10 protein-coding genes are annotated in these 12,537 nt (G+C 74.7%); 2 read left to right on the top strand and 8 right to left on the bottom strand.

What is annotated here, in order from left to right; all coding sequences use genetic code 11:
* Positions 1-12 precede the first annotated feature (12 nt).
* From WME98_RS13845 to WME98_RS13880, 8 genes are all read right to left on the bottom strand, one after another.
* Positions 13-1,503 carry a PGRS family protein gene (locus tag WME98_RS13845; RefSeq protein ID WP_437951736.1) on the bottom strand — a complete coding sequence of 497 codons (1,491 nt, stop codon included), beginning with the start codon at positions 1,501-1,503 and terminating at the stop codon, positions 13-15.
* 98 nt (positions 1,504-1,601) lie between these two features.
* Positions 1,602-2,675 carry a hypothetical protein gene (locus WME98_RS13850; protein ID WP_437951737.1) on the bottom strand — a complete coding sequence of 358 codons (1,074 nt, stop codon included), beginning with the start codon at positions 2,673-2,675 and terminating at the stop codon, positions 1,602-1,604.
* Positions 2,676-2,887: 212 nt separating this feature from the next.
* Positions 2,888-4,294 (bottom strand): PGRS family protein, encoded by a 1,407-nt coding sequence (locus WME98_RS13855; RefSeq protein ID WP_437951738.1) that lies wholly within the window; start codon positions 4,292-4,294, stop codon positions 2,888-2,890.
* 164 nt (positions 4,295-4,458) lie between these two features.
* Positions 4,459-5,595 carry a hypothetical protein gene (locus WME98_RS13860; RefSeq protein ID WP_437951739.1) on the bottom strand — a complete coding sequence of 379 codons (1,137 nt, stop codon included), beginning with the start codon at positions 5,593-5,595 and terminating at the stop codon, positions 4,459-4,461.
* A gap of 20 nt (positions 5,596-5,615) precedes the next feature.
* Positions 5,616-6,683: a hypothetical protein gene (locus WME98_RS13865; RefSeq protein WP_437951740.1), complete on the bottom strand. Its 1,068-nt coding sequence runs from the start codon at positions 6,681-6,683 to the stop codon at positions 5,616-5,618.
* 26 nt (positions 6,684-6,709) lie between these two features.
* Positions 6,710-7,510, bottom strand: coding sequence for a sigma-70 family RNA polymerase sigma factor (locus WME98_RS13870; protein ID WP_437951741.1), 801 nt, complete (start codon positions 7,508-7,510; stop codon positions 6,710-6,712).
* A complete protein-coding gene (locus tag WME98_RS13875; protein ID WP_437951742.1) occupies positions 7,507-7,818 on the bottom strand; it encodes a hypothetical protein in 312 nt (103 codons plus the stop codon). The genes WME98_RS13870 and WME98_RS13875 overlap by 4 nt, the downstream gene beginning before the upstream one ends.
* Positions 7,819-7,874: 56 nt before the next feature.
* Positions 7,875-9,977 (bottom strand): protein kinase domain-containing protein, encoded by a 2,103-nt coding sequence (locus tag WME98_RS13880; RefSeq protein WP_437951743.1) that lies wholly within the window; start codon positions 9,975-9,977, stop codon positions 7,875-7,877.
* A gap of 255 nt (positions 9,978-10,232) precedes the next feature.
* Here WME98_RS13880 and WME98_RS13885 point away from each other — a divergent pair, with 255 nt between their 5' ends.
* Positions 10,233-11,066, top strand: a complete 834-nt coding sequence (locus tag WME98_RS13885; protein WP_437951744.1) for a hypothetical protein — start codon at positions 10,233-10,235, stop codon at positions 11,064-11,066.
* Between the two features lie 399 nt (positions 11,067-11,465).
* On the top strand, positions 11,466-12,431 hold the full coding sequence (locus WME98_RS13890) for a glycosyltransferase family 2 protein (protein ID WP_437951745.1): 966 nt from the start codon (positions 11,466-11,468) through the stop codon (positions 12,429-12,431).
* Positions 12,432-12,537: the final 106 nt, after the last annotated feature.

The following is a 12,537-nucleotide window of genomic DNA, read 5'->3' on the forward strand; positions in this document are numbered from 1 at the left end:
CGCTCCCTCAGCTCAGAACGCCTGCACCTCGGCCTTCACGCCGGCCGCGCCCTGCGCCTCGGCGCTCGCGCCCAGGCCGCCGTCGCCCGCCTCGCCCAGCTCGATCGTCGCGCCTTGCGTCGGCGGCATCGCGCCCTTGTACGCGATCCCGATCGCGTGCCCGCCGCGGCCGCCGCCTCCGGGGCCGCCCGCGCCTCCCTTGCCTCCGGCTCCTCCGGCGCACGCGTCGTTCAACGCGGTCGCGCCCTCGGGCTTCTTGCCGCCGGGGCCGCCAGCTCCTCCTTCGCCGCCTTCCTGGCCGGCGCCTCCCTTGCCTCCCGCTCCGCCGCGACCCGTCTTCAACGTCACCTGCTCGAAGCTGAGCGTCGCGTTCAGGCTGAGCAGCGCGATGCTCGCTCCGCCTGCGCCACCGCCTCGTCCACCTGCGCCGCCGCAGCCGCCGGCTCCGCCGGAGCCGCCGCTCGCGCCGCCAGCCGACTCCGCCAGCATGCACTTGCCTTCGCCCGCGCCGCCCCTCGCGCCCCCGCCGCCGCCGCCGCCTTGCGCCGTGCTGCCCTTCGTGCCCTCGTGGCCCGCGACGCCCGTGTAGCCGGAGGCGCTGATGTCCCCGACGTCGGTCGCGCCTGCACCTGGCCTGCCCTCGGTGCCGTTCGCTCCCGCGATCCCGTCGGTGCACGCCGCTGCACCTTCGCCTTTGCCTCCGTTCGCCAAGTTCTCCGGGGTACCGGGGTTCCCGAGACCGCCGATGTCCGCTTGCCCGATGCCGCCGGCACCGCCTAACGAGTCATCGCTCGCGTCCTCCGGCGTGCCGCAGTCGTTCTTCACGCCGCCCGTCACCACGATCTCCGCCGAGCACGCCTCGCCGCCGCTATTCCCCTCGGCTCCACCCATCGCGCTCGTCTCGTACGCGGCTCCCTCCGCTCCCGCAGCCGCGTCCCCCGCTTCCAGCACGCACCGCGCGAGCTCCACGCTCACCTCTTCCGCCACCGCCGCGATCGACGACGCTCCCGCGAGCGTCACGTCGCCCGCTTCGATCCCGCGCGCCTGCACGTGCACGTCTTCCACGCGCACGTTCACCTCGCCCCCGCCTCCCCGCATCACCAGCGGGATCTCTCCCGCCTCCGCCGTCAGCGTCGTCTTCCTCTGCTCCCCCATCCAGCCCCACCCGCTCGCGCAGTCCAGCCCGCCGTAGATCGTCACGCTCCCCGCGACCTCCACCGCCTCCTCGAACGCCTCCGCGCACGCGTACACCCGCCGCTTCCCCTTCTCCGCGCGCGCCAGCGCCGCCGACAGCGTCTTCACCGGCGCCTCCTTCGTCCCCTCGCTCGCGTCGTCGCCGCCCGACGACACGAACACCCCGCACGTGTCGGCCACCCCGCTCGCGTTCTCGCTCGGAACGCACGCAGCAGGTGTCACATCGCTGCGACCACGACCACGGTAATGCTCGCAGGTGAGCATGAACTCGCAGTCGTCGGTGTAGTTGACCCAGCACGCCGGTGTCATCCAAGCGCCTCCGACCATGATGCTCACGAACAAGCACCTCAGCGTTCGCTGCACGGCACTTTCCATCATTCTCCTCACCACGCCTCTCCCTCTTCTCCTCACCACGAGCCCACCACGGCGACGCTTGCACCGCCCGCATCCGGCCCCGGCTCAACCTCCAGAGAGACCGCGCGCGCTGGTCGTCTTCCGGGCCAGATGGCGTACGTCAATGCAGCTATCGCCAGCGCGCCCGAGGTCACGTAGGCAACACGCGCCGCATTCGCGTGGACGTCGGCGCGCGCCGCTGTCCTTTGAAGCTCTCTGCACGCCAAGGCGTGCTCGACCGGGGCGTCGATGCACGCACCGCCGGCTTGCCAGAGCGCTGACCGCTGCGCGCGCATGTCCGCGCTCGCGTTGTTCGACGCCACCGTGAAGCCCACCGCTACCCCAAGCCCCACTGCGCTCGCCGCGCTCAGCGCGATCGCCGGCCCCCAGCTGCGCGGCTCCTCCGTCGTCGCCCCCGCCGCAGGAGCCTTCGTCTTCGCCTCACCGAGCACCGGCGCGCCCGCCGTCCCCGGCCGCGTCGCCATCTTCGGCTTCAGCTCCGTCGCGATCTCCTCGCGCGAGCCCGCCGCCGCGGTCACGTGGATCACCGCCTCCTCGTACCCCGCGCGCCGGATCACCAGCACGTGTTGCCCGGGCTCCACGTAGAGCTCGCGCTCCACCTCCTCCGCCGGCACGCGCTGGCCGTCCACGAGCAGCTCCGCGTCCGCCACGTTCGTCACCCGCACCCGCAGCGTCCCCACCTGCGCCTTCGCTTCCGCGAGCAGCGCCTGCATCCGCGCAAGGCGCTCCTGCTCGATCTCCGGGCCCACCGTGCGGACGCCGAACGCCAGGTACCTCGCGGCCGACGCGGGCTTCTGCAGCAGCAGCTGCACCTGCCCGAGGTTCGTCGCGATGTCGTACGACTTCATCCGCGCCCACGCCCGCAGGTAGAAGAACTCCGCTTCCTCCAGCCGGCCCGCCACCTGCGCCTTCCGGCCTTCCTCGAAGTCCCGCACCGCGCGCTCGCGCTCGCCCTCCGCGCTCCCTCCGGACCACGGCCGCTCCTCTCCGCGGACGCTCGTCGTCGCCGTCGCGCTCCCGAGCAACAACGACATCGCCAGCCACCCCGCGTGCAGCTCTCGTCTCACGGTCGCTCCCTCGTCCACGCACGTTCTCCATCCACGTGCTCGTTCCTCGCTCGCTCGGCGCGCTCGCGCTCCCGCCGCGCGCACACGTCCGCCGTTCGGCGCGCCCGCCCCGGCGCGCCGCCTCGCTCTTCGTCCCCGCCGCCCCGCTCCACGCGGCGGCTGCGGCGCGCGCTCCGCCGCAGCCGCCGCAACCGCCGCGCCGCTCCCTCAGCTCAGAACGCCTGCACCTCGGCCTTCACGCCGGCCGCGCCCTCACCCTCCGCATCCGCGCCCACGCCGCCGTCGCCCGCCTCACCCAGCTCGATCGTCGCTCCCTGCGTCGGCGGCATCGCGCCCTTGTACGCGATCCCGATCGCGTGCCCGCCGCGGCCGCCGCCTCCGCGACCGCCCGCGCCTCCCTTGCCTCCGGCTCCTCCGGCGCACGCGTCGTTCAACGCGGTCGCGCCCTCCGGCTTCTTGCCGCCGGGGCCACCCGCTCCTCCTTCGCCGCCTTCCTGCCCGGCGCCTCCCTTGCCTCCCGCTCCGCCGCGACCCGTCTTCAACGTCACCTGCTCGAAGCTCACCGTCGCGTTCAGGCTCAGCAACGCGATGCTCGCTCCGCCGGCTCCGCCACCCCGGCCACCAGCTCCGCCGCAGCCGCCGGCGCCTCCCGAGCCGCCGCTCGCGCCGCCGGCCGACTCCGCCAGCATGCACTTGCCTTCGCCCGCGCCGCCCTTCGCGCCCCCGCCGCCGCCGCCGCCTTGCGCCGTGCTGCCCTTCGTGCCCTCGTGGCCCGCGACGCCCGTGTAGCCGGAGGCGCTGATGTCCCCGACGTCGGTCGCGCCTGCACCTGGCCTGCCCTCGGTGCCGTTCGCTCCCGCGATCCCGTCGGTGCACGCCGCTGCACCTTCGCCTTTGCCTCCGTTCGCCAAGTTCTCCGGGGTACCGGGGTTCCCGAGACCGCCGATGTCCGCTTGCCCGATGCCGCCGGCACCGCCTAACGAGTCATCGCTCGCGTCCTCCGGCGTACCGCAGTCATTCTTGACCGACGCCCCGCCGAACGTTCGCTCTCCCGAGCACGCCTGCTCTCCAGGCTCCCCGTCCTCGCTCCGCATCGCACCCACCGCGTACTCGGCGCCCGGTTCCCCCGCCGCCGCGTCCCCCGCTTCCAGCACGCACCGCGCCAGCTCCACGCTCACCTCTTCCGCCACCGCCGCGATCGACGACGCTCCCGCGAGCGTCACGTCGCCCGCTTCGATCCCGCGCGCCTGCACGTGCACGTCCTCCACGCGCACGTTCACCTCGCCCCCGCCTCCCCGCATCACCAGCGGGATCTCTCCCGCCTCCGCCGTCAGCGTCGTCTTCCTCTGCTCCCCCATCCAGCCCCACCCGCTCGCGCAGTCCAGCCCGCCGTAGATCGTCACGCTCCCCGCGACCTCCACCGCCTCCTCGAACGCCTCCGCGCACGCGTACACCCGCCGCTTCCCCTTCTCCGCGCGCGCCAGCGCCGCCGACAGCGTCTTCACCGGCGCCTCCTTCGTCCCCTCGCTCGCGTCGTCGCCGCCCGACGACACGAACACCCCGCACGTGTCGGCCACCCCGCTCGCGTTCTCGCTCGGAACGCACGCAGGCGTTTCCACCTCGCTCCAAAGCCCGCGAAAGTGCTCACAAGTCATGAGAAATTCGCAATCCTCGGTCGTGTTGGGCCATGCGACATCGCAGCCGCAAAGGCTCACTGCGAGCGCCAAGACTCCATGCATCGAACGCCTGCTTCGCCTTGTCATCACAGCCTCTCGCGAGCGTTTCACCAGACACCTCGCACGACGATCCCAGCGCAGCCCGGACTCAGCTCGGGCGATGCGCGCATCCCGCGGGACGTCGCAGTCCGTGCACGCGGCCAGAGTGCGTAGGTCACCGCACCAATCGCGAGGGCACCGGAGGCCACATACGCGACCGTCGCCACACGCGTGCGCGTTTCGTGGCGCGACGCGCTGTCGCGAAGGCCCGAGCACAGATAGCTGTATTCGCTGGGAACATCCACGCAACCGCCTCCAGCCTCGCGCAGCATCGCGTGCTGTCTATCTCCCTCCGCGCTCGCCTTATTCGCCGCCACCGTGAACCCCCCGGCCACCCCGAGCGCCACCACGCTCGCCGCCCCCAGCGCCAACGACGGCACCCAGCTCCGCGGCTCCTCCACCCGCGCCCCCGCAGCCGGCGCCTTCGTCTCCTCCATCCCCGCCGCGCTCGCGGCTCCCGGTGCCACAGCTCCCGCTCCCTTCCCACTCGGCCCCGTCGCCTCCGCCTTCTCCGCCTTCGGCTTCAGCTCCCGCTCGACCGTCTCCGTGATCAGCGGCGCCGCCAGCACCCGCAGCACCTCCTCCTCGTACCCCGCCCGCCGGATCACCAGCAGGTGCGGCCCGGGCTCCAGGTAGATCTCGTGCTTCACCTCCTCGTCCGGCACCCGCTCCCCGTCCACGAGCACCTCCGCGTCCGGCGCGTTCTTCACCCGCACGCGCACCGTCCCCACCTGCGCCTTCGCTTGGTCGAGGAAGTGCCGCATCCGCTCGATCTGCTCCGGCTTCGCCGACGGCGGCGCCGTCCTCAGCGCGAACGCGAGGAACGTCGCCGCCGACCGCGGCTTCTTCAGCTGCAGCTGCACCTCACCGAGGTTCGCCGCGATGTCGAACGACCGCACCAGCGCCCACGCCTTCAGGTACAAGAGCTCCGCGTCCGACCACCGCTTCTGCTTGAACGCCTCGTTCCCCTGCCGGTAGAGCTGCGTCGCGCGGGCGATGTCGCCGCGCGCCTCGTCCTCCCCGGCCGCCGCCGCCGCGCCCGGCGGCGAGGCCTGCGCGAGCGCCGCCGCCGGCGCGAGGGCGCACACCGCGCAGAGCGCCGCGCCTGTCAAGTGCATCGTCAGCTTCTTCATCGCGTCTTCCATCGTCGATCCATCCCGGCGGCTCAATCGAAGTTCGGCGTGTCGTACGGGCTCGTCGCCTGCGGTGCTTCCGGCCCGTCCCGCGCCGGCGCCGCGGCTCCGCTCGCGCGCGGCGCGGCGGCCGGCGCGCCGGGCCTGCTCTGCTGCGCGGTCATCGCCGCCGGCGGCGGATGCGGCCGCGGCGCCGGCCGCGCGGCGACGGCAGCTCCACCCGGCGCTGCCCCGCTCGCGACCGGCGCTGCCCCGCTCGCGACCGCCTCCGCCCCGCTCGCGACCGCCTCCGCCCCGCTCGCGACCGGCGCCGCCGGCGCGACCGGCGCCGCCGGCGCGACCGGCGCCGCCGGCGTCCCCGCCGCGCTCGTCCCCGGCGCCCTCGCGCTCTCCGCAGCCGTCCCCCCCGCCCGCTGGACCTCCGCCGACGCGCCCTGCACCGCTCCGCCCCCGCTGCGGGCCACCTCGCTCGCGCCGTCGCGCGCTCCCCTCCCGGATCGCGCCACCGCTGCCCCGATGGCCAGCAGCACGCCCATCGCCAGCACCCACGCCGCGCGCTGCCAGCCCGCCCGGCGCGCCTCGCGCCGCGCCGCCGCGATCTCCGCGAGCCGCGGCACCTTGCCCGTCGCGCCCGCCGCCTCCGCTCCCGCGCCGGCGCCCGCCGCCTCCGCTCCCGCGCCCGCCGCCTCCGCTCCAGCGCCCGCCGCCTCCGCGCCCGCCGCCTCCGCTCCCGCGCCCGCCGCCTCCGCGCCCTCACCGCCGTGCCCTCGCTCGCCGTGCCACTGCGCCAGCAGCTCGCTGTCGATCACGATCGGCTGCCGCTTCGTCACCGGCAGCCCCTCCGGCATCGTCACGCCCGGCGCCCCCACGTCCGCGAGCGGCGCGCGCTGCGCCGGGTTGCGCGGCCCGCTGCCCTGCCTGCCGTCGGCCCGCGGCGGCGGCACCCGCCGCGGATCCTCGATGTGCACCCGCTCCATCTCCACCGTCGGGCTCAGCGGCCTCGGCGCGACCTCGCCCACCGCGTACGCCCTCGCCGCGTCCTCGCCCTGGCTCTGGATCGCCCGGTGCACGCCCGGCACCTCGCTGTCCTGCTTCGCCATCGCCTCGCTCCCGCCGCCCGCGCGGCCTACCGGCCCCGCCCCCGGTCTGTCCCTCCGGGCCCCTCCGGCGCGTCGCCGCGCACCCCGCGCAGCACCCGCCCGAGCTCCGGCTCGTTCCGCGGCGGCGGCATCGACCTCACCCCCCGCCGCACGAGCGCCTTGCGCAGCCGCTCCCGCCCCCGCTCGAGCCGGCGCCGCACCGTGATGTACGCCACCCCGAGGAACGCCGCCGCCTCGTGCATGTCCATGCCGTCCACGAACACCGCCCCGAGCGCGCGCCGCTCGTCCTCGGACAGCTCGGCGAGCGCTTCCCCGAGCGCCCGCATCACCGCCGCGTAGTCCACGCGCTCGGCCGCGTCCTCGTCCGACCACGACCGCCGCGCCGCCTCCGCCGCCGCCACGAGCCCCACCGTCGCGAGCCCGTCGCTGAACGCTTGCAGCCGGGCCTGGATCTCCTCCGGCCCGTCCCGCAGCACGTCGAAGCCCCCCGGGTGGTGCGCCGACAGCGCCGCCATCGCGCGCCGCATCGCCACGTCGCGCCGCCGCGCCGCCGTCTCGGCGCGGACGAGGTCCAGCATGCTGCCGTCGATCCGCGCGAGCGCGTAGCCCTCGAACGGCACGCCCTCCGCCGCGTCGTACCGGCGCGCCGCCTCCACCACGGCCGCGCCGCCCGCCGCGACGAGCTGCTCGCGATCGACGAGCCCCGCGTACCGGCGCGCGTACCACCGCGCCCGCGCCTCCACCTTCGGCAGCGCGCGCTCGGCGAGCGCCCGCTGCTTCGGCGTCAAGAGCGGCAGCACCTCCGCCGGCCTGTCCTCGCCCGTCATGCCCCCTCCCAGCCGCCGCCCGCCGCGCCCCCGTGGCGGTCGCGGTCGCGCCCGTACGGCGGCGCGCCCTCGATCGGCACCTCCCCGCTCGACGCGGGCGCGGGCCGCGCCGTGAGCTGCCGCAGGAGCGCGGCGGAGCAGGGGTTGTTGACCAGCTCGTCCTCGATCGCCTCGCGAAGCTGCGCGAGCATCTCCTCGGGCACGAGCCCGCGGTACGGCGCGAGGCTCCGCTCCACCGTCTCCGCCGCGATGCGCTCCGCCCGCAGCCGCGCTTCATCGTCCCGTTCGTCCCATTCGTCGTGCGACATTCGCGGTCCCTCCTGCGCTCGCGCGCTCCGGATTTCCGTCCTCCGCGCGCCCCTGGCTAGAAGATCGGCGACTCACCGAACGGCGGGGGCTCCCTCCGCCTCGGCGCGGCCGGCGCCGGCGTCCTCGACGCCGCGCGCGGCCCCGGCGCCGTCGTCGCGCGCGGCGTCGAGGACGCCGGCGCCGCGGCAGCTCCACGCCCGGCGGCCGCAGGCGCCGCGGCAGCACCTCCACGGCCGGCGCTCGCGGGCGGCGCCGCCGCGCTGCCCGCCGTCTGCCGCGAGGATCGGCCGGCGGCCGGCGCCGTAGCCGCTCCCGCCGCCGGCGCCGCCTCCGCGCCCGCGCCCAGCGCCTCGATCGCATCCCCGGTCCCCCGCGCGCCCGGCGCCTCGATCGCGCCCGCCGCCGGCACGAGCGGCGCCGCCTCCGGCAGCGCCCCCGGCCCGCCCTGCGCCGCCGCCGAGACGAGCGGCGCCGCCTCCGGCAGCGCCCCCGGCCCGCCCTGCGCCGCCGCCGAGACGAGCGGCGCCGCCTCCGGCCCGCCCTGCGCCGCTGCCGGACCTCCCTGCGCCGCCTCCGGCAGCGCCAGCCAGCGCACGGCGAGCGCGCTCCCCACCGAGGACGCCAGCACCAGCGCCACCAGCGTCCACGGCGTCACCCGCACCTCGCGCCGGCCGCGCGCCCCGCCTTCCCGCTCGCCGGCCTCGCCCGCGGCGCCCTGCGCGCCCTCGGCCGCGTCGCCGAGCTGCCGGAGCATCGGGCTCGTCGTGCGCACCGCCGCCGGCCGCGACGGCCGCGGCGGCGGCGGCCGGGATCCCGGCGCGCGCTCCACCACCGGCATGATCTCGGTCCCCCGCGCCGTCCTCGCGGCCCCGCCCGGCGCACCCCCGCCCGGCGCGCTCCCGAACGCCCCGCGCCCGCCGCCCGCCGCCGCGATGGCCGCCGCATCGACCGGCATCGTGCCGCCGGGCCCGATCAGCGGGACCGGCGGCGCCACCACCACCTTGGCCGACGGCTCCCGCCGCGGCACCTCCAGCGTCGGCCCCGTCGACGGCGGCCGGTAGACGGCGCGCGACCTCGACCGGCCCGGGATCGGCGGCTCCCCGGGCGGCACCACGAGCGAGATCCGCCCCTCGGCCTCGTCCTGCTCGATCCGGTTGCGCAGCGCGATGATCGCCTGCGCCATCTCCGCCATCGTCAGGTACCGCTCCGACGGCTCCTTCGCCGTGGCGCGCCGGATCACCTCGTCCACGTACGCCGGCAGCCCCGCCACCTCCGAGAGCGGCGCGGGATCCATGAAGAACTGCCACTTCGCGAGCAGCGTCCGGTCGTGGAACGCCTCCCGGAACGGGTGCCGGCCCGCCATCATCTCCCAGAGCACAAGGCCCAGCGAGTAGATGTCGAACCGCGCGTCCGCCTCGGCGCCTTCGAGGTTCTCCGGCGCCATGTACGCGCACGTCCCGAGCCGCACGTTGCGCTGGGTCGTCCGCATCTCGTACGGGATCACCTTGGCGATCGAGAAGTCCACCACCTTCACCGAGCCGTCCGCGGTGAAGGCGATGTTGTCCGGCTTGACGTCGCGGTGGATGATCTGGTTCTCGTGCGCCGCGTCGAGCCCCCACGCGACCTCGAGCGCGACGTGCAGCGCGAAGAGCGGCGATAGCCGCCCCTGGCGCTCCAGGATGGTGGCCAGCGTCGGCCCGTCGAGGAACTCCATGAGCATCCAAGCCGTGCCGTCGGCCTCGCACCCGATGTCGAAGACGTCGACGACGTTGGCGTGCTGGATACCGAACGTCCCGTGGGCCTCGGCCAGGCTCCGCTCCGCCTTCCTCGCGTCCATCCGGTCGCGCAGGTGCATGATCTTGAGCGCGTGCCGCGCCCCGGTGATCCGGTGGCGGACCTCGTACACCTCGCCGGAGTACCCGGCGCCGACGAAGCGCACGATCTCCACCTGGTGGAACACCTGACCCGGCTGGAACACCTGCCGCTCGATGGGCTCTCCGGCGTCGCTCACGTCGCTGTCGCGCTCCTTCGCGGGGTCCACGCTACTCCATGGCGGCAACGAAGAGAGCTCCTCCGTCGCGGTCAGCGCCGCGGGGGGCAGAGACGCCGTGACGTCCGTCGCCTCGGCGGCGTGGGGGATCCGTGTCGTGTTCTCCATGAGCGGGTGCCTCGCGGGCGAGCGCCTGTCCGGAGCGCCGCCGTCGGCACTCATGTCGAGGCGACCCCGCCGGGGTGCTCACCCTTTCTGCGAGCCGGCCGTCGCGGCGCGCTCCCCTGACGGGTCACGGGATCGCGTGGCGGCGAGAGCACGGTTCCGACCGGGTAGCACGTAGTAAAGCGCTTGCGGGAGCGCGCGCGCATCGCATTTGATGCGTGGTTTCCTGGGGAGGATCAAGGAGAGTAGGAAAGAACCATGGCATCCTATGGATACAGCTTTGTGACCGACAAGGCGTTCAGCGCGTTCTCTCGCGATCTCGAGCAGGGCGCTTGGAAGAGCGTCTCGATCGCCAAGTACGATGTCCCGAACCGCGTGCCGACGGCGCTCCTGCTCGAAGCGCCGAAGCCGGTGATCTGGAAGGCGCGCGCGCTCTGGAGCATCGCGACGCTCGACGAGGCGCTCGGGGTCGCCTCGGCCGCTGCGCTCGCCGAGCTCGACACGGAGTGGGACGCTGCCCAGCGGGCGCTGCACCTGTTCCTCGCCTCGGCGGCCGAGAGCAAGGATCCGGCGCAGCGCGACGCGGCCGTGCGGCTCCGCGGCGCCCTGCTCGCGGGGGCCGGCACCGAGCAGACCCGGTACACGTATGACGCCGAGGTCGACTACGGCTGGCACCAGGTCGCGGTCGCGGGCAAGGCGCCGCTCGCCGCCGACGTGAAGAAGGTCGGCGCCGGCCCGCACCTCAGGCGCGTCGAGGAGGCGACCGAGGCGCTCGCCAAGGGGCTCGGCCGCAGCGCCGGCCAGAAGCGCGCGGTCGCGCGGTCGAAGCGCATCCGGGAGGCGGTGGCCGCGTGCACACAGGCCTTCAACGGCATCCACGACGACATCGGCTGGCTCATCGAGCACACGCCGAGCGGCAAGCAACGCGAGCTCCTCGAGGCGCTCCACGCGCCGTTCCTCGCCTTGCTCGAGCGCAGCCCGCAGCCGCAGCGCGGATCGGCGGCCGCAGCGCCGGAAGAGGAAGAGGCAGAGGAGGACGCCGCGGAGGAGGACGCCGCGGAGCCCGAGGCGCCGGAGAGCTCGCCCGAATGAGCGCCTTCCTGGCCTCCGCAGCCCTCGCCTGAACCCCTGCCGGGCCTCCGCAGCCCTCGCCTGAACCCCTGCCGGGCCTCCGCAGCCCTCGCCTGAACCCCTGCCGGGCCTCCGCAGCCCTCGCCTGAACCCCTGCCGGGCCTCCGCAGCCCTCGCCTGAACCCCTGCCGGCCCTCCGCCGCCCTTCCCGTCCACCCAGCCGGTGACCGGCAGCACCTTCCCTTCGCGCGATCGGCCATCCGCCGGCGCTTCCCACGGACGGAACCGCGCGCTTCCGCGACGATCCTGCTATCCTCCGCCGCCGTGATTGTGGACCAGCCCCCCACACCTGCCCCTACAGAGGTCCCGGAGGACCGCGTCACGTTCGGGCTCTCCGCCTTCGACCCTCGCCCGAGCCTGATGGAGCCTTCCATAGCGCCGGCCACCTCGGCGGCGCCGCACGTCTCGGTGGTCGTCCCGGGGCTGAACGAGGCGGAGAGCCTGGCCGAGCTCGCGCAGCGCATCGACCAGGCGCTGCGGGGGCGCTTCACCTACGAGCTCATCTTCGTGGACGACGGCAGCACGGACGACACCTGGGCCGTCATCTCCAGGATCCGCGCGGAGAACCCGGTGGTGAAGGGCATCCGGCTGCGGAAGAACTTCGGCAAGGCGACGGCGCTGACGGCCGGCTTCCGCAAGGCGAGGGGCGCGATCGTCGTCACGATGGACGCCGATCTCCAGGACGACCCGGCCGATCTGCCGAGCTTCATCGCCAAGGTCGAGGAGGGGCTCGACGTCGTGGTCGGCTGGAAGGTCAACCGGCTCGACCCCAAGAACCGCCTCGTCCTGTCCCGCATCTTCAACGGGACGGTCCGCTCGGTCACGGGCGTGAAGCTCCACGACATGAACTGCGGCTTCAAGGCGTACCGGAGCGAGGTGCTCCGCACCATCCCGATCTACGGCGATCTCTTCCGGTTCATCCCGGCGCTCGCCGCGTGGCAGGGCTTCCGGGTCGCGGAGATCCCGGTGCGCCATCACGCCCGCAAGTACGGCAGCTCCCGCTACGGCCTGGAGCGCATCCTGCGCGGCTTCTTCGATCTGCTCAGCGTCATGTTCCTGACCCGCTACTCGAAGAAGCCGATGCACCTCTTCGGCCTCATCGGCCTCGTGTTCGCGGCGGTCGGGGTGACGATCAACGCCTATCTCACGCTCCTCTGGTTCCTCGGTCACAAGATCGGCGATCGCCCGCTGCTCCTGCTCGGCGTGCTGATGATCCTCCTCGGCATCCAGTTCTTCTCGATGGGCTTCATCGGCGAGTTCCTCACCTTCCAGATGCAGCAGCGGCACCAGGCCGAGGAGCTGCCGGTCCGCGAGGAGATCGAGTGATCTCCGCCCCGCGCGCCGCTCGGTCCGGGCGCCCTGCGCCCGGGCTCCTCGCTCCGCTCCGGCGCTTCCCCCTCGCGGCCCCGCGCTGAGCGCGCCGCGGGCCTCG

It is taken from the genome of Sorangium sp. So ce296 (genome assembly GCF_051529605.1).
GTDB lineage: Bacteria > Myxococcota_A > Polyangia > Polyangiales > Polyangiaceae > Sorangium > Sorangium cellulosum_D.